23 protein-coding genes and 1 pseudogene are annotated in these 26,438 nt (G+C 38.5%); 6 read left to right on the top strand and 18 right to left on the bottom strand.

The features are described from left to right. Window positions 1–322 precede the first annotated feature (322 nt). From G602_RS27685 to G602_RS0120025, 3 genes and pseudogenes are all read right to left on the bottom strand, one after another. Window positions 323–568, bottom strand: a pseudogene (locus G602_RS27685) (helix-turn-helix domain-containing protein); the annotation flags it as partial. Window positions 569–864: 296 nt separating this feature from the next. Further along, window positions 865–1,047, bottom strand: a complete 183-nt coding sequence (locus G602_RS0120020) for a hypothetical protein (protein ID WP_196808734.1) — start codon at window positions 1,045–1,047, stop codon at window positions 865–867. Between the two features lie 141 nt (window positions 1,048–1,188). Then, window positions 1,189–2,607 carry a radical SAM/SPASM domain-containing protein gene (locus tag G602_RS0120025; protein WP_026660598.1) on the bottom strand — a complete coding sequence of 473 codons (1,419 nt, stop codon included), beginning with the start codon at window positions 2,605–2,607 and terminating at the stop codon, window positions 1,189–1,191. Window positions 2,608–2,863: 256 nt separating this feature from the next. Between G602_RS0120025 and G602_RS0120030 the strand changes: the two genes are divergently transcribed. Then, on the top strand, window positions 2,864–3,145 hold the full coding sequence (locus G602_RS0120030; RefSeq protein WP_026660599.1) for a hypothetical protein: 282 nt from the start codon (window positions 2,864–2,866) through the stop codon (window positions 3,143–3,145). A 616-nt stretch (window positions 3,146–3,761) separates the two neighbouring features. Here G602_RS0120030 and G602_RS0120035 read toward each other — a convergent pair. From G602_RS0120035 to G602_RS0120090, 11 genes are all read right to left on the bottom strand, one after another. Continuing rightward, window positions 3,762–5,444 carry a recombinase family protein gene (locus G602_RS0120035; protein ID WP_044933022.1) on the bottom strand — a complete coding sequence of 561 codons (1,683 nt, stop codon included), beginning with the start codon at window positions 5,442–5,444 and terminating at the stop codon, window positions 3,762–3,764. 45 nt (window positions 5,445–5,489) lie between these two features. Next, window positions 5,490–6,008 (bottom strand): hypothetical protein, encoded by a 519-nt coding sequence (locus G602_RS27690; protein ID WP_044933024.1) that lies wholly within the window; start codon window positions 6,006–6,008, stop codon window positions 5,490–5,492. Then, on the bottom strand, window positions 6,005–6,199 hold the full coding sequence (locus tag G602_RS27695) for a hypothetical protein (RefSeq protein ID WP_044933027.1): 195 nt from the start codon (window positions 6,197–6,199) through the stop codon (window positions 6,005–6,007). Before G602_RS27695 ends, G602_RS27690 begins: the two co-directional genes overlap by 4 nt. A 65-nt stretch (window positions 6,200–6,264) precedes the next feature. Next, entirely contained in the window at window positions 6,265–7,092 is an 828-nt protein-coding gene (locus G602_RS0120050; RefSeq protein ID WP_026660602.1) for an SH3 domain-containing protein, read from the bottom strand. Window positions 7,093–7,134: 42 nt separating this feature from the next. Beyond that, window positions 7,135–8,118 carry a YARHG domain-containing protein gene (locus tag G602_RS31600; protein ID WP_026660603.1) on the bottom strand — a complete coding sequence of 328 codons (984 nt, stop codon included), beginning with the start codon at window positions 8,116–8,118 and terminating at the stop codon, window positions 7,135–7,137. A gap of 272 nt (window positions 8,119–8,390) precedes the next feature. Further along, entirely contained in the window at window positions 8,391–9,287 is an 897-nt protein-coding gene (locus G602_RS29400; protein WP_049945364.1) for a GIY-YIG nuclease family protein, read from the bottom strand. Window positions 9,288–9,463: 176 nt separating this feature from the next. Beyond that, on the bottom strand, window positions 9,464–10,561 hold the full coding sequence (locus G602_RS0120070; RefSeq protein WP_026660605.1) for a hypothetical protein: 1,098 nt from the start codon (window positions 10,559–10,561) through the stop codon (window positions 9,464–9,466). Window positions 10,562–10,878: 317 nt separating this feature from the next. After that, entirely contained in the window at window positions 10,879–12,651 is a 1,773-nt protein-coding gene (locus G602_RS0120075; protein ID WP_026660606.1) for a recombinase family protein, read from the bottom strand. An 80-nt stretch (window positions 12,652–12,731) separates the two neighbouring features. Then, the gene (locus G602_RS0120080) at window positions 12,732–13,070 is read right to left on the bottom strand and encodes a hypothetical protein (RefSeq protein ID WP_026660607.1); all 339 of its coding nucleotides are present in this window, start codon (window positions 13,068–13,070) and stop codon (window positions 12,732–12,734) included. Between the two features lie 147 nt (window positions 13,071–13,217). Beyond that, window positions 13,218–14,078, bottom strand: coding sequence for a DUF5688 family protein (locus G602_RS0120085; protein WP_026660608.1), 861 nt, complete (start codon window positions 14,076–14,078; stop codon window positions 13,218–13,220). Window positions 14,079–14,100: 22 nt separating this feature from the next. Next, the gene (locus G602_RS0120090; protein ID WP_081676095.1) at window positions 14,101–15,120 is read right to left on the bottom strand and encodes an AAA family ATPase; all 1,020 of its coding nucleotides are present in this window, start codon (window positions 15,118–15,120) and stop codon (window positions 14,101–14,103) included. 894 nt (window positions 15,121–16,014) lie between these two features. On the opposite strand from G602_RS0120090, the gene G602_RS0120100 reads away from it, so the two are divergent. The 5 genes from G602_RS0120100 to G602_RS0120120 all read left to right on the top strand — a co-directional run bounded on the left by G602_RS0120100 (window position 16,015) and on the right by G602_RS0120120 (window position 20,359). After that, window positions 16,015–16,263 carry an excisionase gene (locus G602_RS0120100; protein WP_026660611.1) on the top strand — a complete coding sequence of 83 codons (249 nt, stop codon included), beginning with the start codon at window positions 16,015–16,017 and terminating at the stop codon, window positions 16,261–16,263. Between the two features lie 12 nt (window positions 16,264–16,275). Continuing rightward, the gene (locus G602_RS27705) at window positions 16,276–17,940 is read left to right on the top strand and encodes a phage/plasmid primase, P4 family (protein ID WP_049945365.1); all 1,665 of its coding nucleotides are present in this window, start codon (window positions 16,276–16,278) and stop codon (window positions 17,938–17,940) included. A gap of 60 nt (window positions 17,941–18,000) precedes the next feature. Continuing rightward, on the top strand, window positions 18,001–18,306 hold the full coding sequence (locus G602_RS0120110) for a hypothetical protein (protein ID WP_155830005.1): 306 nt from the start codon (window positions 18,001–18,003) through the stop codon (window positions 18,304–18,306). Between the two features lie 248 nt (window positions 18,307–18,554). Continuing rightward, window positions 18,555–19,028: a hypothetical protein gene (locus G602_RS0120115; RefSeq protein WP_026660614.1), complete on the top strand. Its 474-nt coding sequence runs from the start codon at window positions 18,555–18,557 to the stop codon at window positions 19,026–19,028. Then, window positions 19,010–20,359: a relaxase/mobilization nuclease domain-containing protein gene (locus G602_RS0120120; protein ID WP_026660615.1), complete on the top strand. Its 1,350-nt coding sequence runs from the start codon at window positions 19,010–19,012 to the stop codon at window positions 20,357–20,359. The genes G602_RS0120115 and G602_RS0120120 overlap by 19 nt, the downstream gene beginning before the upstream one ends. A 263-nt stretch (window positions 20,360–20,622) precedes the next feature. On the opposite strand, the gene G602_RS0120125 is transcribed toward G602_RS0120120, so the two are convergent. The 4 genes from G602_RS0120125 to G602_RS0120140 all read right to left on the bottom strand — a co-directional run bounded on the left by G602_RS0120125 (window position 20,623) and on the right by G602_RS0120140 (window position 26,311). Next, window positions 20,623–21,687 carry an acyltransferase gene (locus G602_RS0120125; RefSeq protein ID WP_026660616.1) on the bottom strand — a complete coding sequence of 355 codons (1,065 nt, stop codon included), beginning with the start codon at window positions 21,685–21,687 and terminating at the stop codon, window positions 20,623–20,625. 125 nt (window positions 21,688–21,812) lie between these two features. Then, window positions 21,813–23,492 (bottom strand): 23S rRNA (uracil(1939)-C(5))-methyltransferase RlmD, encoded by a 1,680-nt coding sequence (rlmD, locus tag G602_RS0120130; RefSeq protein ID WP_026660617.1) that lies wholly within the window; start codon window positions 23,490–23,492, stop codon window positions 21,813–21,815. Then, on the bottom strand, window positions 23,489–23,755 hold the full coding sequence (locus G602_RS0120135; protein WP_026660619.1) for a hypothetical protein: 267 nt from the start codon (window positions 23,753–23,755) through the stop codon (window positions 23,489–23,491). The genes rlmD and G602_RS0120135 overlap by 4 nt, the downstream gene beginning before the upstream one ends. 99 nt (window positions 23,756–23,854) lie before the next feature. Further along, the gene (locus G602_RS0120140; RefSeq protein ID WP_026660620.1) at window positions 23,855–26,311 is read right to left on the bottom strand and encodes an ATP-dependent helicase; all 2,457 of its coding nucleotides are present in this window, start codon (window positions 26,309–26,311) and stop codon (window positions 23,855–23,857) included. Window positions 26,312–26,438: the final 127 nt, after the last annotated feature.

Consider the following 26,438-nt stretch of genomic DNA (forward strand, 5'->3'; position numbering starts at 1 on the left):
TATAGATCTACCCGCATCAGCAGCCAGCTGTAGCAGCTTGTCTGCGGAACCAAGATACTTCTGGTTCACGATTTTAGGCTTACCATCCACGCGCTTGGATTCGCCATAGTAGTAGTAATTCTGCCCCTTGATTTTCTTTTTGATTATGGTTCCCATACAGCCTCCACAAGTTAGGATATACTCTATAGCTGTATTATACCATATATTGGTATATTTGTGGGCATTTATTACATATTTAGTTAGGCTATACACTCAAGGTGCCCTGAAGCCAGGAAATATCTACATTTTACAGATGCAGGGCAGATAACTTGTAAACTTGCGCTAGTTTTTCAGAAATTACTTTCAAATCATCAACGGGTACCCCTATCTCTGTATTCGGTTCACCGAGCAAAACGCTAACCGGTGTTTCGAGAATCTCTGAAATATTGATCAGCATTTCGGAATCCGGAACCGATAACCCACGCTCCCATTTGGACACGGTCTGTCTCACTACATTCAGCTTAATTGCAAGCTCCTCTTGTGACAGTCCTTTCGACTTTCTTATGGACTGAATATTCTCATTAAGCATCGAGGATAACCTCCTTTCTTCAGTTGTTGTCCTCATTGTAGGAGCAGCAGACCGTTGCCACAAGCAACGCGGATTAACATTAGCCATTCAAATGTAAATGACACGCGAAATTAACATTTTTTATTTCCTGACATCTATCTCACAGCCACAACTACCCCGACATCTATCGTAGCAACTCAACTCTCACACTTTTTGACCGGATTTGCCCTTGGATAAGTTACCGCAGAGCGTTTGGTCTGGCTGATTTCGAATTTGCCCGATTGCCCGAAAATCGTAGTATTACTGGGCTTTCGCGGCTATTTTCCTTCGACCCTTGACATCAAACAGACCGTCTCGAGTATTGTTTCATTTTCCAAGGACAATTCTCTAACATTCCTACCATTTATCGGAACGGGGAAATTGAAGACTATATTCTTTACCCAGCAGCCATTAGCAGGCTTTTCCGGATAGATGTCTATCCTGTCAATGAACGCTCTCATGAATTCCTTCTGCTCAGCTTTACATTGACCCTCAAATTTGCCACTCAATTTGTTTGAGAAACTATCAATAACTTTGGTGCCTCCTAATATTATGATGTGAGTGTCAAAAGTCGATATCGAAGCGTTCCGTGCTTTGCGCTCTCACGATTCTCCTGAGAGCAGACGCTCCTCAGCTTCCGTCAGTGGAAGCAGATTCTTCCATCCTTCCATGGCCTCACTGATCTTTTTGTAATACCCTTTTTCAAAGAACATACATTTATAATCGTCGGTACCAAGAGGACTGCCATTGAAAAGTAATCCCACGGCAGGACAGCCGCCCTGACAGTATTTGAAATACTTACAGCCGGCACATTTGGAATTGGCCTTTTGTTTATCCTTAACCGTGTAGGTTACCTGTTCATACAGCGCACCTTCAGAAAGCAGCTTAACCAGACCGTCATGCTTCACATTGCCAAGGTGGATGTTTCTTGAGGTGAGTATTCCGGCCATCGGGGCACATGGAATTATTTCACCGCTAGGCTGGACGGAAAGCTTTTTAAGCATGTCAGGGCATATCATTTCATATTCGCAGAAAGTGCTGCCGGATGCCTTAACAGGAACGATATGGTAGATTTTGTCACGTCCATTCAGAGCCAGAACCTGCCAAAGCCTTACAGGGATAGTCAGACCGCTTTCGCGGTATTGTTTTGCAAACTCTATGGAATAATCATAGTATTCCTCCGGTGTCATAGAAAAGTCTTCGGAGTTAAGAGCCCATCTGGGCACTTCTGTCGTCTTTATGATACGGAGATGGTCAACACCCATTTCCGAAAGCATTTTGACCGAATCAAAGAGCACATCACGATTCTTTCTGTTTACATTCATGTTGCTGACAACCTTAAGACCGGCAGCAACGCAGATCCGGATGGCATTCTTGGCACTCTCCTCACTTCCTTTGTGCTGACGCATCCAGTCATGGATTCCAATGCCGTCAAAGGAAATCGCAATCAAACAATCCGGGTGAAGCCTCTTGATGAAGGCTGCAAGCTCCTCGGTCATCAGCGAGCCATTGGTTACAACACATCCCAGCTTCATGCCAAGGTCATGAACCTCCTGAACAACATCGCGGAAATACGGATACATGGTCGGTTCTCCGCCTGTGAGCTCAACATGGGTAATGCCGCAGACTTGTGCTTCCTTCAGAAGATGAAAGGCCTCTTCGCGGGAAAACTCATCTTTCAGTGTAGTATTGTCCGCTGCATGGAAACAATGCAGACAGTTGTAGTTACAGCGATCGGTGATTGTCCAATCGAGGACACAGTTCAGCTTATTTGGATATTCCTGAATCTGTCCTTCCGAAAGCTGAGCTTCGCCTTTTTCACATTTTCGGATCACACCCATGGCTTCCCATGCGCGCAACGCATCACTATCGGCAAGGTCAGTCATGCCATCACAGCTTTTCAAAAGTTTATAATCCTTAGGCCTCAGTGGAAATGGTTTTTTCGCCTCTTCCGTGCCGCAACAGGCCCATCCGCTCGCCCACTTTTTTACTTTGATACCATTTTCCAGAATATAAAACATTCAGCACCTCCTAACACTGATTTTGCAGCACCTAACATAAGGGCTTTTTTCTTTAAAACACGAACAGACATTATAATTTACTGCTAATAACATGATAAATTTTATCAATGATGATTGCAATAGGCCTTAAGATCATATCAAATTGATTTAGCTAATCCCGTATGTTAAAATGAAGTTGCTTTTCGATGGGTTCTCTGTAAACCATCCTGCGTTAAGAAGCTCATTGCAGATCGTGATATAACAGGAGGAAAACAACATGAAAGACGCAAAGCAGTTTTTTTCTGAGTTTATGGACAATGACATATTACGCAACAAAATTTCCGAGGGGATGAGGCGTTTTATTGAAAGCGAGAGAATAGAACCCTGGCAGGCCGGTCAGAAAGCTGCATTCGAATTAGGCTATGATATTCCGGATGAGGTTGCAAAAACTATCGTTATCCGCATGCAGGGAATCAGTGATGATGACCTGAAGGAGTTATCGGAAGAAGAGGCAAAGGCAATAGCCAGCGGCGATCCTCATCTTCCCGCATGTTGCTGATACAGCTTTTATTATATTTTCTTACACTTTGAAACACTTTAAAAAGCCTCGACAATCGGACGTTGTCGAGGCTTTTTAGTTACTCCGGTATATTCATCTTCAAGAATTGATCAGCTTAAAGTTCTTTGCATTGGAACGATAACCTGTGTTTCCTGAAGCTGTTCAGATCACACACCTTAAGGGCTGGAAAGCTCCTACTGCTAATAACGGTTGATGATTCATTTACGGGATGGGTGTAACGTAACTTTTATAATCGTCCTGATTAATTGGGCCCCTCAATATATTGCAGGCCTCAAATAAGTGTGAAAACAATTCTTGGCTTGTAGTTGTATCTTTTGCCATTTATATCTCCAATCAAATTATTTAAGCATCAGTTTACATACGCTGCAAACTATCAATATTATACTCTATATTTCAGTACTAAACACCCAGCACATTTTGCTATCGTTAAACTGTATTCACTTTTGATTTCATGGAGTACCACCGTCTCAACCTTCTCGTAGTTCAGTTTCTCTACACTTTCAAAATGGCATAAAAATAACGGTGCTACTATGCTTGCTAACATCTTTTAACGTTAGCCACAAAGCGCACCGTTAAGCCACTTGTGTTTTTCTATTTAAGTGTGTTCAGCCTTTGTCAGCAAAGCTACCGTCTCGAGTATTGTTTCATTTTCCAAGGACAATTCTCTAACATTCCTACCATTTATCGGAACGGGGAAATTGAAGACTATATTCTTTACCCAGCAGCCTTTAGCAGGCTTTTCCGGATAGATGTCTATCCTGTCAATGAACGCTCTCATGAATTCCTTCTGCTCAGCTTCGGTAAAGTCCTTATAGAGTTTATTGAACGCAAGCAGGAGATTGTAGACACTTGTTCCAGACAGATTTTCCTGCACGATACTGTCTATCTGCTTCTGTACTTCATCAATCTGGTTCTCTATATCCTCTATAATATCATACTGCTCATCATAACGGCTCTGCAGATCTGAAACTTTCCTGTCATAGTGCGGATCATCAACATCGAGGCAATCCATCTGCTTTGCCGGTCGATTCTTTGTGCCAACAGCCTGCTTAAGCTGCCCCCTGAGAACATCTTTCTCATTCTCAAGTTCCTCTGTATCCACAGCATTTCCAATCTTTTCCTTGATAGCACTCTTGAATTGATCATCCTTTACCATTGCTGATATGATGGATGCGACTAGATTATTCATTTCATTCTGCTCAATGTTCAGCCTGAAAGTACACTTGTGTCCTGTTGCACCAAGAGTATTCTTACAATAGTAATAATACCTGGTCTTGTTATCCTTGCTATGAGCCTTGGCTATATTTCCATAGAGGCTTTTGCCACAACACGTGCATTTCAATATACCTGATAGGATGTGAGCATGATCAATGTCATGAACCTTCTGCCGTACATATGCATTTTCCTTTCTCTTAGCCTGAGCAAGATTCCAGTCCTCTTCAGAAATAATGGCTTCGTGAGCACCCTCGTAGATAGGGAACTCTGACTGCTCCACCACATGCATCTCGTTACGTGTGCCTATCTTCTTCTCTGTCTTGCGTCTTCCATATGCAATTTTCCCCATATAAACCGGATTATCCAAAACATCCTTTACAAAACTGGATGAAAAGCCTGATATGGTGTTGTTCTGACGAAGTTTCTTCGTGTATCCATGACTGTTAAGATAGCTTGCCACACCATTGATACCGGAATTAGTGTGAATATAACGATCATAGATCAGCTTAATGATCTCCACCTCATCATCTGCTATCTCAAGCCCGCCTTCAACAAGCTTGTAGCCATAAGGGGCAAAACCTCCGTTCCATTTGCCTTCACGAGCCTTCTGCTCACGACCTGCCATTGTCTGAACTCTTATATTCTCACGCTCCATCTCAGCTACAGCAGCAAGGATTGATATAAGAAGCTTTCCGGCCTCCTTCGAGTTGTCGATGCTATCTTCTACACAGATAAGGTTTACACCAAAGTCCTGCATAAGCTGCAATGAATTAAAAATATCCGCAGCATTTCTTCCAAATCTCGACAACTTGAAAACAAGGACGTATTTTACCCCGTCCTTGCAATCTTCGATATCATTAAGCATTCTCTGAAATTCATGCCTGCCCTTTATGTTCTTGCCTGAGAATCCTTCATCAGAATACTCGCCTGCAATTTCCATATCCTGGTATTCCGCATACTTTCTGATTTTCTCTTTCTGAGCTTCCAGAGAGTATCCATCAACCTGAATAGCGGTGGATACTCTTGTATATATGTAACACTTAGTTTTCTTAGTCTTTGTCATAAATTGTCATCTCCCTCCATTTTTCTGTTGACAACTGTAACAAACCTATTTAAGATAAGAATCAAGAAATGGGTTTTTCACCGGGTAGGGCTTCGGCCTGACAGGACTTGCTCGTTTCTTTTTTATTTCCATAACATCATATAGATATTTCTTCCCACTGCCTGCATGTCTTATCAATAGTCTGGCGTGAAAAATATTGTATCCAGTGATTTCATCATCTTCACCATAGATTGGTAATCCAAAACGAGTATCATACCTATACCATCCATTCTTAGCATCACGGCCATGCTTTTTCTTCCTGTTTTCTTCGAACACCCCATTCGTAGCTATTTCAATCATTTCCGGTATTCCCTGTGCAGCATTTGCCTTAGCTTTAGCAACCGCACCTTTCAGCTTCTTGGTATAAACAGATCCGGCATATTCCCCTGGAAGAGTTGTCCCAATATATATGATTTCTCCATCCTCTGCTATTGAGTAAAACTCTCCCACATAATCTTTAAGATACTGTTCGACATCTTCCCAGTTCAGGCTTCGCTTACCCTTAAAGATAATGTCATTTATCATGACAATGCTGTTTCCATCTGCTTCTGCGATAACAGTTCCGTATTCCCAGGATCAAGCTTAAGGAGCTTATTGACATCAGTTAAGCACCCCTGGGTAGTACGTATGCTTTTGTTGACACTCTCAAGTGCTTTTGAGAGTTTTGTGGTATCACCGCCAATCTCGACAGTAATCCCCTTTATTCTGTCCGCCATTTGTCTCCTTTATTGCATAAAAAAGCACCAGACTGTTTAGTCTGATGCCTTAGTTTTCATTAGAATTATTTACTTACCTGCGATTTAGCAACCCAACCTTCATACAATCCTTCTTCACATGCAAAATAAACCTTCACCCATTTCGCATCCTGATTATATAGAGCATCTGAGGTCTCAAGTATTTGTCCATTTTCAATCGGGATAATGATATTGTAGTTTGTTCCCGGACCTTCCCGTAAGTTAACATATCCGTCGGGTGCTGTAACAGTTAAATCCCATGAAACACTATTATTTCCTATATTTTCCATGTAACGTTGATATATAACAGAGTCTACATCTCCATATTCTTCAGCATCTCCATATGACTCTGATAAATCAGCTGATGAACTATCCATATAATAATATTTATTAAATGGGTCATCTGTTATTTCATCATAGTACACCTCTATTACTGGCACTTCTACTGGATCTTTTTTATCCGTATACTGATTTGTAGTGTAATAGGTTTCAGTTCCTGAATACTTCCCATATATGACAATAATATCATCTTCAATCCAGGTCCTACTTTTATCATATCTCATATCCTTCAGAATAAAAGTTTTTGAGCCATCGTATTTTAAATCAGTCTTTGAAGAATAATAATCAATTATATAGGCATTAAATTCCTCATGATCAGCATTAGAAGCATCAGCACCAAGTATCATTGGAGCCACAATATAATCTCCAATATACTTATCCCTATAATGCATCACATTTTCATAATTTATCTCATAATTAGCACCTCTGATAATATCATCCTGACTTATGTTAGCCTGAACCATATATTTTGTCTCAACCAAAAGGAATAAAGGAAATAAAAAGCATGTAGTAATTTGTATAAATCTTTTATTCATAAGTGCCTCTTTCCCAAAGAAAAACTACACATCATTCCATAGTCACTTTCTGGAAGCTTCTATAGCTGCTATAATATCGCGATTTGCCTTTTCATATTTATTAAGGACTGAATCTCCGAGAGCATCAAACTCTTCTGGTGAATAAATAGGTGTATACCATGATTTACTGTTGAAATAGTTCTGCAAATCGCTAGAAGAAAACATTCTACCATGACGAGCATATATCTCATTTCTTGCAATTCTGAGGTCACTACTAGAAAACTGTTCCAAGTACTCTCTTCCGTAATATCCGCCATCTGATCCATATAATACATACTCATCCCAATCATCACCTGGATCCCCATAATAGCCAATTGTAAGCTCTGTTCCGTCTGAATAATACCTGTCTCCCAGACTATTATAATAGTTGTACTTAGCCATGTAATCATCATACTCACTACTATTATTGGAATTATTGTTAGCATTATTACTATTATTTGAATTATTATTAGCATTATTATTGCCAGTGGAATTGCTGCTTGAATAAAGGCTAGAATCAAATGGATCATCAGTCAAAACATCATAATATACATCAATAACAGGTATATCTATTGGGTCTTGTTTATCTGTATAAGGATTAGTTGTGTAATATGTCGCTATTCCCATATACTTTCCATAAACAATGATATAGTCACCTTCCACCCATGATAAGCTTTTATCATATTTATTATTATTGATTATGAATTCTTCATCAAAATTATAGTAAATGTTATTCTTGTAAGTTTCGTCATACTCAATAATAGCAGCATCAAACATAGCATTATCGGTATTCCCCACTACTGAACCGATACACATAGGAATAACAACATATTTGCCAACATATTTGTCACGATATCTCATAACATTTTTGTAAGAAAAATCAGAAACCGCCCCCTGCTTAATCTCCTCTTTGCTTATATTGGCTGCTTTAATCGAGATAGCCATTTTGCTGACCATAATACAAAAAAGCATGCATGTGATAACAAGAACAGAAATCCTTTTCTTCATAAATATGCACCATCCTTTCAGACAATACCTTTGCATAATAATTCTATAATCACTGAATATTCCATGCTATTAAATCCATATTAAATAATATGTAGTATGAATTTTTATTTCTTAAACAATATCTGCTTCTGAAATAATATTTCAGATTAAAATCTGTCAAAATCATCCTGCGTAGGAAGAAGGTCATATTCCTCGTGGTCATTCCCGTATTCAGTTATCATGTCGAATATCATGCCGACATCACACAAGTAGCGTAATAACTTATTTTTCCGTTAGTTCATCATTCTTTGTTTTTTCATATCGTCTCCTATATGCATTATCTCCTTTAGAAAATCAATCACTGACTTTACATCTTTTAATCGATCTTCACCTTTTGATATTGAAAAATATACTCTGCATTCACTATAACCTTTTTTTCTATACACCTCTTTACTTCCAACATTTGATGTTATTTTGCTGGGTTTGACAACTCCGCTACCTATACTTATGCATATAAACTCAGTGTCACGCGCTTTATCTGATGCTATATATATTTCCATGGTATCTTTGGGATTAATATTGTCATAACAAGTTATTTGAAATGCACTATAACATCCGTTAGATATCGGAGTAGAAAACGTCGGTATATCACTGACACAGCTTTTTATTAAATCAGTCCAAAACCTTTCCGTAATTGGCTCATCTAATTCATCAGAGGTGATATTCCGCAATTTGTAGGTTGGATACACAAGATGCTGAGTCAAATCCAGCTCAGATGTTGTAATTCCTTTATCAATTTCAACAGTTGTTTCATTCTCCATTATTTCATGTCCCTCTGGTGTCACTTTCTTTAACCTATCCGTAGTACCAGAGATTTTTGCTGTATCTTTCAATATCGAGTACGCTTTTTCAGGATTCATCTTATAGAACTCGCGCTTACGTTCCTTGCCATCAATGATCTCTCTTGCGCGAAGATCTGGATCAAGCTGATCCAAGAGATGATGAAGGTACTTATCAGCAAGTTTTGTTTCAACCTCATAAGTAGCGTATTTCCTGAAAGCAAATGGAATTGCTACACTACTATTAAGCTGCTTTATACGTTTCTCCAAGTCTCTTGTATATCCAATCTTTACATAATCTGGAAAAGAAGGATTTGTAAGAATGTATATTACACCTTTAGAATTATCCATAACATCTTCCTATACATAAATAATCAGTCTACTCGCACAGCTAAACTCAGCGTATAAGACGTTCATATATGCCAGAATTAGTCTGTCCAGAGCACACACTAAAGAAAAACTCTAATCTCAATATCAGTATTTTCTGCCAGAATCTAAAACAATATCTTTTACCATTTCTTTCGCCACTATTCAGATCTTATATACAGACTTTGCTTGATTTTGCTGAAAGGGCACTTAATGATTCTGCCTGAACATTCTTCCAAACTAACCCCCATATAATCGTGGCATTCACTCTCTATGACCAAATAGTACTCTTCTTCCTTCTTCCACCTTATCCGAACAGAACCTATATATTCCTCTCCAGACGGATAACTGTTCATCACAACCTCTACATCAGTGATGACAGCCCCCTTCATGATGTCAAACAATATAGATCCATTCACATTCTCAATGTTTACTTTCCCCTTCGCATTCCAAGGAATTCTATTCATCCCAACATAATAGCACTCTTCAACTTCTGTAAAAATCTCAAACTGATCCCCATCCTCAAATCTTATTAGCAAGGGTTCATCCATCTCAAACCACATTGGAAACGGAAAATTATCATCTACATTTTGGGGATTAGAAATATAATTGTGAAGATCATTCGGATATCCTCGAGTTTCCCTCCACAGTGTTTCTCCTATCTCATCCTCGGTCAGATTATACACATGAGATGTGAATCGAATATCACTAATAACACGCCCTTGAAGTTTCATACTATCTAATCTTTTTCTCAACTCTTGTGCATCATTAGTATGCTCATTATCTATTGGAGTAAAATCAAACTCAACACGTTCTTCGGGACTACATCCTTCTTCTGATGCAATTCTCTCAAAAGATATATGTGAGGATTCTTCCGAACCCTTCTCTTGTTTATTCCATTCCTCCGCAAAGGTTTTAGCTTCTCTTTTATCATCTGCTGTCCTATGCCACCACGCACTTGCGTACTCCCAATCATCCATCATATCAATTACTCTGGGATTAAATACTCTCTGAAAACGAACATTCTCTATTGCATCAACAGGAACCAAAAGACATTCATATCGTTTCCCTCTACTCAGTCCTATTACAGCAATCAACCCTTGATTTCTATGATACTCATTCCAAAATTTTCCTTGCAAGTACACTTTGGTTCCACCTGAAAAACCAGATGTACCATGCCTGAGGACTCCATTTTCGTCTGTTCTCATTTTAACTATGTTGCCAGCCACACAGAAGTTCCATGCATTTTCATTATCCATGATGTCCCTCCTTTCCGATACGAATCAGTCAGTCCCTACTCACCTTAGCCTTATATATAGCATAGCACATTACATGTCCGATAAAGCCCCCTGCTACAGTTCGATAACGGTCTATAACGGTTCGATAATCGATTCCATGCTCAATTCCGCGCTCCGTGTTAATATATTGCAGTTGAAACATTTGATAGTCATTCAGCCTCGACTATACCAAGTCAGTGTATAGGACTGATGATACCGCAACATAAAAGGATTCCGGCAGAACACCCAACTTTTATGGCCTTCTATCAGAATCCTTATATTTTAAAGCTTTTCAGCCATCAATTTGTACTTGCCTTAGTCAGCAGAGCTACCGTCTCGACGTGCGATACACTGTCCCGAGAATCATCAGGATAATAATCAAGCACTTCATCGCCATCATCCTCATAGGCAATCGGTATTTTAAATCTAATGTGCTTGACCCACCTACCATGCTCCTTATCATCTTCAAAGATTTCCACACTCTCAATCAGTTGTTTAAAGAAATCTTTCTTTGCAGCGTCAGGATAGTTTTCTATTCCGTTCTCCATCATCTCATGGAAGCACTCCATAGCATAGTCAAACATCTCTGCTTCTTCAGTTGATGCATTTACCGAAGCTTCGAGTTCGGCGATTTGCTTATCAATTTCTTGCAGCTCAATATAAAGCTTATCTTGCATTTTTTGCAAATCATCAAACTTGATATCATAGTTCACATCACAGATATCGAGTGCTTGCATCCTGTCAAAGAATTTGTTCTTTGCAGCTTCTTTTTGGTCATAAGTCTTTTTCAGACGTTCTAAGTCTGCTTTTCTTTCTTCTAAAATGCTATTGTTATTTACTTCTGAAATTTTTTCATTAGCTTCGCTTACGGCGAAAGCATCAAGAGATTCTTTTGATTCTGCGTATGCTTTTTGTATGAACTCTTTTACGATAGCATAGACTTCAGCATTGATTTTGTCTTGATTCGGCTGACGCTTAAAATCGCATTTATAGCCATCAATTAGCTTACGGTGCTTGCAGACGTATGTGAACTGGTCTTTATACCATTCTGTTTCTCCATTTGGACCAAGTTTTTTCTTTTTCTTTCTTGAAATGTTTCCATACATGCCTGCTCCACAGATAGGACATTTCAAAATAGAACTAAGCACATGCTGATGCTCTAACGAATATACTTTCTCATGCTTCACACCTGTAATCTTACGTTTCTCTTGGCACTTGTACCAAAGTTCTTCTGAAACAATAGCTTCATGGATGCCCTCGTAATAGGTGTTATAGTCTTTATTTTTTATCACATGGAACTCGTTGCGAGTACCTTCTATTTTCTCATTCTTACGTCTGCCGTATGCTATCTTTCCCATGTAAACAGGGTTATCAAGAACACCCTTCACAAAGTGTGCTGAGAAGTTAGATACAGTTCCGTTCTGTCGTATCTTCTTGGTATAGCCTTTGGATGTTAGCCACTTGGCTACACCACCAAGACCAATATCTCCTTCAGCGAACTTGTTGAAGATTTCTCGAATCACAACGGCTTCTTCTTCGGCTATCACAAGCTTGCCATCAACAAGAGCATAGCCATAAGGTGCGAAGCCACCGTTCCATTTTCCATCTCTTGCTTTTTGTCGTCTTCCTGCCATAGTCTGCTCTTGGATGTTCTCACGTTCGATTTCAGCGACAGCTGAGAGAACGGAAATCATAAGCTTACTTGTGGCAGATGCAGAATCAATTCCATCTTTTACACAAAGAAGGTTGACTCCGTAGTCTTGCATAAGCTGAACAGAGTTCAAGACATCGGCTGCGTTTCTACCAAAACGTGAAAGCTTGAAAACAAAGACGTATGATACACCGTCTTTGTTATTCTTGATATCATCAAGCATTTGTCTGAATTGGCTACGGTTTGTGATGTTCTTACCTGACTTTCCCTCATCGGAATAGTGATGAGCGAGAACAAAGCCCCTGTGCTTGGCTTCTCTTTCAAGCTCTGCATATTGTGCTTCCAAAGAGTAACCATCCACCTGTATTTCGGTTGAAACCCTTGTATAGAAATAACACTTCTTCTTTTCTACTTTTGTCATTTAAAATCATTCCTTTTAATACGTGCTTCACATGTACCACCATTATATTTCCATATATGGAAAAGTGCAATTAAAACCCATTAAATACAGATATTAGAAGCTGTAATATTAAGAAGAATTTCAATTAATTTTACTATATTTATTCTTGGCTCACCTTTAGGTTCTTCTTTGGTCTTCCAAAGGTCTGCAAGAGAATCCGCTATTTTAGCAATCTGCTCAATCTGTGCATCAGACAGATTACTGAAAGCAGATGGCTCGTTATGTTCGTATTTGCGATATTCTTTCGCAAAGGTTAGAGCAGGATTTTCGATTTCAAGATTTTGAACCTGCTCTCGGAGTTTTTGAATGTTTCCTTCCGATTTTGGAAGAACATTAAGGACGGGATTATTCCCGTCCTCGATATAAAAACTGATTTTCATAATACTTGCTCCTAAAATTATAGCTCATTGAGATATGTTTGCTTTAAAGCCCCTAGAAGCCGATTTTAGGCGTTTTAGGGGCTTTGTGGAGTCTTCTTCGTGGACTGCTCAAAATATTGCTCTGTGGGCATCTGAGAGCGTCACTTTTTATTTCAGCGAATAATACCAAGCTTCAGATGCGAGCCAGTCTTCTTTGGCTACTTCATTTTGATTTACGGATTGAACCATCTCAGATAATGTATCGATATTCATCTCATGGTTGTCGAGAACAATTATACATTCCGAGATACTCGATGGAAGTATAAAAAAACCATCCTCAATGTTATGCTCCTTTGCAAAATCCCTGAGGATATCATCACAAAGAATTGCTGATGCACCTTTAGTTTTCGATTTATTGGTGATGACATAAAGCTGTTCGTCAAAAGGAAATGGCATATCACAATCATCAGGCATTCCTGTCAGCTGCTTGATTGTTTCGTAGAGTGATGTGATGACTACCTGCTCTTTGAGATTAGCAAGAGCACGCTCAAAGAGGTGGTCTGCTTCGATATCTACATTAGCTGTTGCTAGAATCTGCGGTGTGAGCTTTATCGAGAAGGTGTTTTCATCATCAGCCTGAGAAACGATAGCAAGATATGCCTCAGCTCCATGAAATGCCTCTGGAATAGGCATCTTGATTAGCGGTTCATCACTTGCCTGTTGTAAAAGCGGATAGACATGCTCACAGATATAATCCTTATTCAAGATATCAGATACATTGAAATTATCAAAGCATTTATGTTCTTCGTATGTATTCAGTATCGCATTAGCGATAGCATCTACAGAATCGAAGGTTTTTATATAATTTTCGACGTAGATATTCGGTGCTATGTTAGTGGCAGGTGATTTGATGGTGATTCCCTGAAGTTTCTGCTTGTTCTTGATGGTTTCATTGACGCTGATTTCAAGGTCAGGTCTTTTAGTTCTGAGTGCTGAAACGATAGATTCGATTGAAATAATGTTTTCCATGATTAAATTCTCCTTAGTATTCTCAGTCAAATGGTGTTTCAAGGTATGTGGCATCTACAAAGCCATCATCCTTTAGATGCTCAACATAATCTGTGTCTGCATCTTCATAGATAGAATCTTCTATAAGATTTTGAAGCTGTGAAATGACATATCGTGTTCCAAGCTGTGATTCGAAAGCTTCCGTAGCGATTTCTTCTTTCAAAGAATCAGGAAGATGGAATCTGATATTAAATTCGTTTTGGAGTTTTAGGATTGGACCTGATGATGTATCATTCAGCATTTGAAGATAAGTAGATGCATCAAGATTGTTGAGCGTTATGATTTTGTTGATTCTCCCACAGAATTCTTCTGTGAGACCATGTTCTCGGAGCGTGTCATAATCAAAAGGCTTTTCATAAGCGGATTCTTTTGTTTGGGATGCTCCAAAACCGATTGATGTTGATGCAGCTTTGGCTACGTCTTTTGCTGTGTTTGAGAACGCTCCTGTTAAAGCGAAAGAAAGTTTGCTTGTATCAAGCGTATAGCGGTTATTCTTACCACAAGATATTTCAAGCATTGTACCCTGTAGAATGCTCAATCCTTCGTTCATAGTTGTAGCGGCGATATTCTCTCCTGAACTAACTATGTGCGATGCAAGGCTCTTATCAATCTCGTCAAGAACTACAAGAGCATGTGTGTGCGGCTGGATTGGTGATAAGAGGTTTGACCATTTCTTATTGCCGACAATGCCTTCGGCGGTAAGACCACTAGCATCTATCACATAGCAAAGCCCTGGAAATAGTTTTGAAAGTTGTTCAAACATATAGGTCTTTCCTGATGCTGTGTGACCCGCATAAACGTATATACTTCTGTGATTGTGAAGTGTTAAGTACATCTGCATAGCAGCTTGCTTTGTCGCTTCTGTCTGACCTATCACGGAAGCATTGAGAGCCTCGTGGATTTCTCTGACTGACAGATGAGCGTATTGGTTCTTATCAGTAGAAAAAGATGAATAACGGGATTCGTACCATGGAATTTCAGGTGGTGGATGTGTAATAGACATATAGATATACCATTCCTTTCATTGTGATTCTTAGTTCTGAGATTCAAACCGCAGCCGTTAGGCTGTAATCTCACAGATGAAAGGTTTGAGTAAAAGTAAAGGGATGAGTGGCTCCACCAATCGAAAATCACAGAAAAAAAAAGAGCGAAAACTACAAAATGTCACCAATTTTGGTGACAAAAAATATGTTTGGTGACAGCTTTGGTGACGACTTTTATAAGTAGAAACCCTGATTTTATAAGGTTTTTTAAGAAAAATATATGAATGTCACCAATGTCACCACAAAAAATAACTTTTTTATTTTTTCTGTGATTTTCATATATATAGTTGGAGTTTTTAAAAAAATTGGTGACATTGGTGACAAGTGCATCAAAGCCTGTAAAATCAAGGGTTTGACGTATTCAATACAGCTAAAAATCGTGGTGACAATTTTTGTGACATTTGGTGACATCAGTTTTATCTCACTTCTTTTTCAGGTGTGATTTGCGATTAAAAATATATAGAAAAACCCTTATTTTATCAGTGTTTCAATTGATTTACTCTGTGATTTTTGATAAAATATTTATAGGAATTCAGGCTATATGACTCGTGTTTAGTTCATTAGTCTAGGAAGCGGTGATTAGTTCATCGCTTCTTTTTTTATCCCCCCCTTTTTGGTGGGACACGAGAAGCACGTAGATAATTTTCTTATATTTTTGTGTTGTAAGCAGTTAGATACTATGATAATATGTTAGAAGAAATTAAATATACTTTACGCTTTTATAACTGTGACGGTGGAAGGCATCGCAGACCCACCTTAAAAAATTCTGAGGATATGGGCAGTAGTTGGTTACTTACAACCACTACTGTTCATATCCTCTTTTTTTATTATCAAATTCAGAAAGGAAGGTCACTATGAATACAAAAAAAGACAAAAATGAACTCTCCAATCTAATGAGTTTAAAAAATCAAGTTAGAATCAGCGAAAAGATATTCTTAACAGTACCTGAAGCGAGTGCTTTGAGTGGTATAGCTTATAACCAGCTTTACACAATTATCAACAAGCCCGATTGTGATTTTGTGGTGAAGATGAAAGGTCAGAAAAAAAATTTTATTCACCGAGAAAAATTTGAGCGATATCTTGCTGATGTCTCCGAACTTTAGGAGGTGTATTAGATGTTAACTAAACTAGATGTTATATGTGCCGCAACAAATGAATTCCTATCAAATTACAAATTCACATCACTCAACAGTATCAAAGATGCTAGAAATAAATTACTTGGTATTACTAATCAAAAATATCAAGAGCGAAATATTAACGAATTCCCTACTGATAAAAAGAATTGGTGGAAATTGGAAGATAACATCACAGTATACCAAGTTGCACGCATTATAAATTTCGTTTTCAAAACACGGAAAATTCGTGTAAGTGAAGATACAGAATATGGTGTCATTTTTGGTATTTATATCGATGATGTTGTCATCAATATTTCAAATGGTAAATATGAAAAATATCGTGGTTTATATCGTACTGAAGATTTGATTGTAAATGAAATGATAGATTTTGTTGATGAAGGCATCACACCAAAAGACAAACGTATCGTTAAAGATTATCTGTTTGATATGTCTGGGGATGACATAGTCGGTGCTACCGATGACAAAGATTTGATTGCTGTTAATAACGGCATTTTTCATTACGACACAAAAGAACTTGAAGACTTTACTCCTGACTATGTGTTCCTCACAAAGTCATGCGTGAATTATAATCCTAACGCTGTAAGCCCCATAATCACAATGCCAAATGGTGAGGATTGGGAAGTGGAAACATGGATGTCTGATTTGAATGATGACCCTGCGATTGTAAATCTGTTTTGGGAAATTACATCAGCACTCCTTAGACCACATGTTAGATGGAATATGGGTGCATTTCTTATGAGTAGCACTGGTGCCAATGGCAAAGGAACTTTAGTTGAAATGTGGCGTTCTCTACTTGGTGACGAAGCACATTGTTCTATTGCTCTTACAGATTTTTCAGAACGGTTTGCATTGACTCAGCTGATAGGAAAATCTGCAATCATAACTGATGAAAACGATGTTGGAGGTTACTTGGATAAGGCTGCAAACTTGAAAGCTGTTATCACATCTGACATGGTCTACATAGACCGAAAAAATAAAGACCCAATAAAGTATAGACCTCATCTCTTTGTGGTTCAGTGTTTGAATGACTTGCCAAGAATAAAAGATAAATCTGATTCATTCTTCAGAAGACAGCTTTTCATTCCAATGACCAAATGCTTTACAGGTATAGAGATACCTGAAATTAAGAATGACTACCTGCATAGAGAGGAAGTTCTTGAGTATGTAATGAAGAAGGCTCTTGAGACTAATTTTTATAAGTTGTCTGAACCTGAGTCCTGCAAAATCGCTCTTGAAGAATATAAAGAGTACAACGACCCTGTGAGACAATTTTGGAATGAGCTTCGTGATGAATTCAAGTGGGATTTGCTTCCATTCCCATTTTTATATGACCTGTTTACAGCATGGTTCAGAAAGAATAATCCATCAGGTACTGTCATTGGAAAATCAACATTCACTAATGATTTATTAGCAGTTATTAGAAATGATAGAAATTGGTTTTGTGAGGATAAAAGAAAGCAAATCAGAGTTTCGCAAAACAACATGAATGGTCCTGAACCCCTTATCGTTGAGTATGACCTAAAGGAGTGGATGAGTACAACTCATAAAGGCAGAAATAAGGACTTACTTGCTATACCTGTTTTAGCAGATAGATACAGAGGCATTTTAAGAATTGGCTCCACAGATGATTCAAATGAAGAATAAAAACTAACGCTCTGGCTCCCAAACGAGCCAGAGTATCAAATGAAAGGTAGGTACAAAATTATGTCAAAATCAAAAAAGACTTACACGGATTTGCAGCGTGATATCGCTAGACTTATTGAACAAGCTGATGCTTTAAAAGGTCAGAAGCTTGATATTATTACAAGTGCTTTTGAGAAAGAATTTAAGAAGAAAGCTTTTCAAGAAAAAGTAGTTTCTGCTGATGACGCTGTTCTCAAAAAAGCTGTAAAAGACATCGTTTCAAACTTTGATTCGATTCTTTCAAAAGCAAAAACAGAATTAGATGCAGAACCTCAGAAGTCTCAAAATGCTACAACACCTGTTGCTCCAACTTCGGCTCTGCAATAATTCAACCCTCGTGCTCTGCTAGTGTTTTTTGCAATTACCAAAACCGATCGGAATCTCCTTTTTGGAGATACATCGGTTTTCGGTTAAAAGGGGTTCTAGGGGAAAGCCCAAAGGGCTGTCCCCTAGCAGGTTGAGGGTTTGATATACGTTTTTCGTATACAAACCCATTACCTGCATTTTTTCTGCGGTTGGAATCGTGCTCTGCCCTCTTTTTACCAACCGCTCATATTTGGAAAGGAGTTTTTGAAATGGATAATAAAGAAAAAGAAACCAACACCCTCGTCCCTGTTAGCATTAGACTCTCCCCTGAGATTATGTCTGTGATAGATATAATAGTTGCCAATAACGGAAGAAGTAGCTCTGAAATTTTAAGACTTTTAGTCGATAAAAGGCTTCTGTGGTATGTTCCCAAAATTCATTTTGTAGAACATGATGATGCTGAAAAATATCACAAAACACTATATGCCTTATATTCCGAAATGGAAGGAATTCGCAGTGAGTTGAAACGAATTGGTATCAATTATAACCAAGAATTGAAACTGAAACATATCGAAAAAAAATATGCAGGTTCAAGTAATTTTGATGACATAGCGATGAAAGCGGCTGAGGAAGAAGAAATCAAAAAAGACTGTCTTCCTGCGAAAGATTTAGACGCTATTATGAACAGATACGAAGAAGTTACAAAGAAGGTAGGTGAGCAATTATGCCGTATACTCGAATAACAGCAACTGCTTTTGGTAAAGCGGCTATTGACTATGCTTTAGGTGGTAAAGAAGGTAAAGGTCATAACAACAATGAGAAACGAAATTTGTTTGTAACTACTGTCGGAATGTTTCCAAATCAGCCGCCTTCTTATGCTGACCAAATGAACGAATATTGGTCTCGTGCTTCAAGCAGAAATAAGAATCAAGTTCGCCGTATTGTTCTCTCTTTTAGTGAACAAGAATTAGACCCAAAAGACCCAAACTCTGCTCTTATTGCAGGTGAGATTTCTAGAGAATTTGCAGAAAAATATTACCCAAATAGACAGACTTTAATATGTGTTCAAAATGATGGTGAAGGTGGAAAACTTCACTGTCACATTATTGTGAACAACGTTTCAATGACAGATTTTAAAGGCTGTTCTGATGAGCAAACTAAATTTACATATGTTGCAAAAGGTGCTGATGAAATTGCAAAAAAATACATCGATGTTGATATGGATTATAAGGATATTTTTGATAAGAAAACGAGCCAAATAAAGTTATCAAAAGATAAGGTTTCTAGGCACGTTAGAAGGATGCGTCAGGAGAACCAAGAAGCAATCAAAAATGGAGAAGATGCGCCGCATTACATTTGGGAAGATGATTTGAAAAGTCGTATCAAACTTGCAATGAACGAAGCTACATCAAGGGATGATTTTTTTAGCAAATTAAATGACCGTGGAGTCACAATTGTAAGAAATGGAACGCTCAAAAGACATGGTGAATATTTCACTTATTCGATGCAAGATGCTAGCAAAATCAAATCGGAAGATGAGATTCCGAAAGGTAAAAGGAAAATCAGAAGTGATAAGCTTGGCGGAGATTATATGCCAAAAGCCCTTGATGAAAAGATTGCTGAGAAGCAGAATGATAATCAAGCTACTGCTTATTATGATGAGTCTGAGGTTATTTCTGATGCTCCTGCTATCTCTGAATCAGAGAAGAAAGAGCTGGAAGAAGAAGCCCGTGAATTCAGTGAATGGGCTACTCAAAATAAATATATTTACTTATCAGATGATGGTGACTTTGATTTAGATGCTTATGAGCGTGCTCAAGAAGCTTATAAGGCTTTTAAGAGGCAACCTAAGACAGATGTACCCGAGATAAGTTCAGCGCCAAATTTAGGCATTTTAGAATCTGCAAAGGAACATCGTAAAGTTACACCTTCAAAAGTCCCTGAAAAAGCATCTGGGAGCACTTCTTATGATTCTTATACTCAGAAATTGATTGATAAAATCAATCATGATGTAGCTCAGATGGATATGTCTCTTGATAGCATCCCTGATGATGAAGATTTCTTTGGAAGCTAATGTCAAATAATTGTATTTTAATTGGTATTTAATAGTCATTTAAAGGCTATTAAATACCTTTTTTATTCCACCCATGTCAAAAAATAGTAATTTAATTGCTATTAAAATACCGTTTTTATCTTGTTTACGCACATTTAATTAGTATTTAATTGTAATAAAATGCCAGCATGCTCATTTCTTTTTTTATAAAGTGATATTTTCTCAAGTTTCCTCAGTGGAATACATGCAAAAAGACAGTGAATTCCTCCACTGTCTTTAAAACTCTACACACAATATTTCTTTATTATTGGAATATGATTTAACACTGTTGATACTAATAGAGCACAAATAAACACAACTGCCGATACTATAGGAACAGACACAACCGAATTAAAAGATAACGTATTAAAGTTAAAATGTAATGATAATTTTTCTATAAAAAAAGCATGTATCAGATACGCTCCAAAAGTATATCCTGAAATTATAAAAACAAATGAATTGAGCTTCTCATTTTTGAATTTATGATATTTAAACAATGTATGAATGCATATTGCTTCAAGCATTACATTAACATGAAAATTACCATAGTAGTTACTACATGGTTGCTGCGTCTTTATAGCTAAATTCAAATCCACCAAAACAGTAAATGCAAATCCAAGAACACCTAAAAAATAAATGAGTATACGATATTTTTTTCTTAGTTCAAAATTATCAAGATAATATCCCAATACAAAATAAAAAGAATATCCCATTACCATACTCATATTCATTGTCGATACATGTGAATTAGCAACGCTAACAAGCTTGGCTAACCGTTCGTGATTTCCAACTAAATAATCATTTAATAATTGAATACTCCATGGAATCATAAACGCAAATAAAAATGACAATATCAAAAAATACTTCATGGTAAAACTATCAGCTATTATTTTTTTATAAAATGGTATGCACATATAAATGCCGATAATCATGAGAACAAACCACATATGATAATGTCCAGATACCATAGCGTCAATATGTGTCTTAATACCATAAAGCATTCCATTTTCGAAATATTCAGGTGTCATCAATGCATAAAATATGCTCCATGTCAAAAAAGCTATTACCATTCTAAGAATATACTTACTATAAATTTTTCTTATTGAGATTTCTCTGCTTAAAAACAAGGAACCACTTATCATGACAAAAATAGGTACTCCCCAACGAACGACGCTATCATAAAAATTGAATGATTGCCATTCTAACCCATTAACATCCGTACTATACCAATTTGAAGCAGCTACATGAAGTACAACTACTGCAAATGTGGCTATTAATCTGAGATAATCACAATATGTTTTTCTCTCCATATCTCCCTCATCTATAAATGTTTACATTTTATCTTTTTTGATAATACCGTTTGTTATTATATCATATAAATCTTTGGAATCATCCGTCAAAAACATTGGGAACCCGTCATGGGTTCCCATTTTTGTTACTCAATCATATTAAAATGTTTCAAAGCATCTATGATGGCAGCACGCTTTTCAGGTGTCACCTCTCTAGGCTCATAATCGTCCGATTTAGACAGATTGTAGTTCTCTCCCATCTCTATACCCATCTCACGTTTAACTTGGGCTATATAGGCAGAATGGAGCTTAAAACCGTATTTCTCAAGCACGTATTCATTGATTTCTTTATAGGTGGCGTGCTTGTTCAAGCCATCCATGTAGCTTCCATCAGGCGTATAATCAATGGTTACAGACTTCTTGACCTGTTGGTGGGACAAGAGGACGCACGTTTCAACATGATTTGTCCAAGGGAACTGATCAACAGCTACGGCTCTCTGAACATAATAGCCACCCTCGGCCAGGATTTCCAAATCACGGGCAAGAGATGTAGGTTTACAGCTGACGTAGATCATATGCTTTACGCCATAGTCGATAATCTTCTTAAGAGCCTTGGGGTTAATACCCTCACGAGGCGGGTCAAGGATTATCAGGTTGGGCTTGTCTTCTATGTCATCAAGGACTTTAAGTACATCACCTGCAATGAATTCGCAATCAAGAAGATGATTACGCGCTGCATTTTCCTTTGCTGCGGTAACAGCCTCCTCAACAATTTCGACACCGATAACCTTGTTGGCAATAGGGGCGATAATCTGCGCAATGGTTCCTGTTCCGCAATAGAGGTCGAATATGATTTTATCACCGGGATCCTCGGTGGTATTATCATAGAGCCCGTCAATATACTCTCTTACTGTTCCGTAAAGTACTTCCGCACTAAGGGAGTTAGTCTGGAAGAATGAAAAAGGTGTTATCCTGAACTTAAGTCCAAGAAGCTCCTCAAAAAAATAGTCCTGACCATAGAGGATTGATGTGCCTTCATCTATAACTGCATCTGCAACAGCATCATTTTTCGTATGGAGAATTCCCACGATATGCCCTGATAATTCCAGAGTGAGAAGAGATTCTACATAATCCGAAAGGTCGTGATCCTCCTGAGTCGTGGTTATAAGGTCTATCAGAATATCTCCGGTTTTTACAGCCTTTCTTACAAGAAGATGTCTGAGATATCCTGTCTGCTTCATTCTGTGATAAAAAGAAATCTTTCCCTCTTTATACAGAGGTCCGAAATATGATAGTGTCGCGCTGAGTATCTGACTGTAATCATCATCGACGATTCTGCAGCCTGTGACACTTACTATGTCATGCATGCTATTTCTTTTGTGCATGCCAAGAGTGAGGGGACCGCCAATCTCCTCATCACCGAAAGTAAATTCCATTTTATTTCTGTATGCAAACTTCACCGGGCTGGTCTTGATTCCTTCCCAGGTATAACTTTGTGTCTGCTTTTCCAGAATAGGATTCAGAATTCTTCTTACCTGCTGTTCCTTTAGTCCAAGTTCCTTGACATAGGGCATGGTAAGATAAGTACAGCCCCCGCATTTTCCAAAGTGTATGCAGGGACTTTCGATAGCATCAATAGGCTCTTCGAGAACCTCGAGGAGCCTGCCTTCTGCTCTGCCATTTCTGTTTTTTATAATCACGCATGACACCTTCTGACCAGGAAGGGTATTTTTTACAATTACCTTTCCATCAGGCGTCTCCATGATGCCTTTGTTCGGAAACTCTACCCGAACAATTCTTCCCGTTACAATATCTTTTTTCTTCATTTCTCCAAATCCAGATCAACGAAATCGTCATCATCAAAGTCGTCGAAATCGTCATCGTCATAGTCAAAATCATCCTCGTACTCAGGCATCATGTAATTGAAAACTAAAAATGCAATTGTTGCAACTGCTGCTATTGCACCAAACACAGCGAGGCACCATAAAATAATGTTAGCCGGTTTCTTAGCATTTGCAGCTGCTTTCTTCTCTAAAAGTTCGTTAATTCTTACTGTTTCAAGAAGTTCTTCAATTCTGTTCTTTTCCATTACGTTCCCCTTTCCAAGATGTAGTTTACAGTTATTACAATATCTATTATATCATCTACAATTTAACATTCTATCGATTTAGCAAAGTTTATACTTTTTTTAGTTAATCTTCTGAAGCTTGGCAAAAGCAGCAAACATAATTTTCTGCCCATAATCATCAAAGTTTATTGTAACCTTGTAGTCCCTGGGTTCCTTCACGATATCAAGAACCGTGCCCTGTCCAAACTTTACATGGAGTACTCTGTCACCCACTCCGTAATTTAATGAAGCTGAAGCAGGGGCGCCTTTGGACAATCCTGCAAGTCCCGGTTTTCCTAATGCAGCTTTACTATGTGCACTTGCGGCTCCGGCGATGAAAGGCTTATCCTTAGGTACCGCTCTCTTTTTGGGAGGTGCAGCCTTTGCAACAGGTCTGCCATATGCGGGCTGAACTGCCGCAGAGGTGCCACCGTAAGCACTTCTCTTAAGAGGTGAACTTTGGGCATTCATACCATATGCTGGTTTTGAAAAGTCCATCTTCTTTTTGAAAATTCTGCCTGTATCAATATCGATGTCGTCATCATCATCTATTGATTCTCCGCCGTCAAACTGATAAGTACTCTCTGCAAATCCTACTTTTTCCAACAGATTCTCAGGAATCTCTGTAACAAATCTGCTTATGCGGTTATATTCAATCTGGCCACGGTTCATTCTGCTCTTTGCGCAGGTGAGAGTCAGATGCTTTTTAGCTCTGGTTATTCCAACATATGCGAGTCTTCTCTCTTCTTCGAGTCCCTCAGGATCATTGTCCTCATTCATGAGCGTCATATAGCTTGGGAAAACATTCTCCTCCATTCCAGCAAGATAGACATGATCAAACTCCAGACCCTTAGCACTATGGAGAGTCATCAGAAGTACCTTGTCATCATCGTCTGATACATTATCAATATCAGCAACAAGAGCTACTTCCTCAAGGAATCCCGTAAGTGTAGGTTCATCCTCTTTTTCCTCATAAGCTGCCATCTTGGATATAAGTTCGTCTACGTTCTGCTGACGCTCATTGTCCTCAGTGGTATCGCCTTCATCAAGAGTATACAGATAATCGATGAAGCCTATCTCTCTGATAATATGCTGCAGCAGCTGATCAAGTCTGGCCTCCTTTGAAAAGGCTCTGAACACTCTGATAATCTCGGCAAAAGCTTTTATCTTTGCCTGAGCCGGTTTATTTAATCCCGGAATCATATCAGCCTCTGCGCATGCTTTCAAAAAGCTTAGGTTATGAGCGTCCGCATAATCCTGTACATGCGAAATGCTTGTTGCTCCTATTCCGCGCTTTGGTACATTTATAATTCGTCTGGCTGCAAGGTCATCCGCGCCAGAATCAACAGTCTTAAGATAAGCAAGAAGGTCCTTTATCTCGCGTCTTCCATAGAAATTCACCCCGCCTACCAGGTCATATGGTATTCCCTCATATACAAAGCGCTCTTCTATAAGACGTGACTGTGCATTGGTTCTGTAAAGAACAGCTATATCTCTGTAGTTCGCTTTTCCTGTCTTCTTGAGCTTACATATATCGGAAGCAATGTACTCAGCCTCCTCGGGTGCCTGGTTAACCTGTTTAAGTTTAACAAGCTCACCTTTTCCTTCATCAGTCCAGAGCGCTTTATCCTTACGTCCATAGTTATTTTTTATAACAGCATTTGCCGCATCAAGAATACTCTGTGTAGATCTGTAGTTCTGCTCAAGCTTTATGACAGTAGCTTCCGGATACACTTTTTCAAAATCAAGAATATTCCTGATATTAGCACCTCGGAATCTGTAGATACTTTGATCATCGTCACCGACTACGCAGAGGTTTTTATATCTGTCAGCAAGGAGTCTTATAAATTCAAACTGTACGTTATTGGTATCCTGATACTCATCCACCATGATATAGCGGAAGCGCTCCTGGTACTGCGCAAGGATTTCGGGTTCCTTCTGAAAAAGCTTCACAGTATTTAAGAGCAGGTCATCAAAATCCATGGCATTATTTTTTTTCAAAGTATTCTCATATTCAATATAAGCCTTGGCGATTTTCTGCTTTCTGAAGTCATTTCCTGCAGCCTGTACATATTCACCGGCATCAACACAGTTGTCCTTTGCATGAGAAATAGCAGTCTGAATTCCGCGAAGCTTTAGCTGCATAGTCTCAAGCTGATACCTCTTACAGATGTCCTTTAAAACGGACTTTGAATCATCAGTATCGTAGATGGTGAAGTTGTTGTCATATCCCAGTTTATCAGCATAGCGGCGAAGGATTCTCACACAGGTTGAGTGAAAAGTCGCAACCCATATGCTCTCGGAGCCAAAGCCGACTATTTTGTCAACACGCTCACGCATTTCCCCTGCTGCCTTGTTTGTAAAGGTTATTGCCAGTATATTCCACGGATTAACACCGCATTCGTCAATTAAATAAGCGATTCTGTGTGTCAGTACCCTGGTCTTACCCGAACCTGCACCTGCAAGTATCAGCACCGGGCCATCTGTCTGCAGAACCGCTTTTTTCTGTTCGCTATTTAGTGTATCGTATATGCTCATTTATAATTTTATTACCTTTCGAATATGTACCCTCATCCGCCCTTCGGGCACCTTCCCCCTGGAAGGGGGAAGGCTTTAATTTATTTCTTTCTCTTAAGTTAAATTCTTTATTTCTTTCTCTTAAGTT

This window comes from Butyrivibrio sp. AC2005 (genome assembly GCF_000424145.1).
Lineage (GTDB): Bacteria > Bacillota > Clostridia > Lachnospirales > Lachnospiraceae > Butyrivibrio.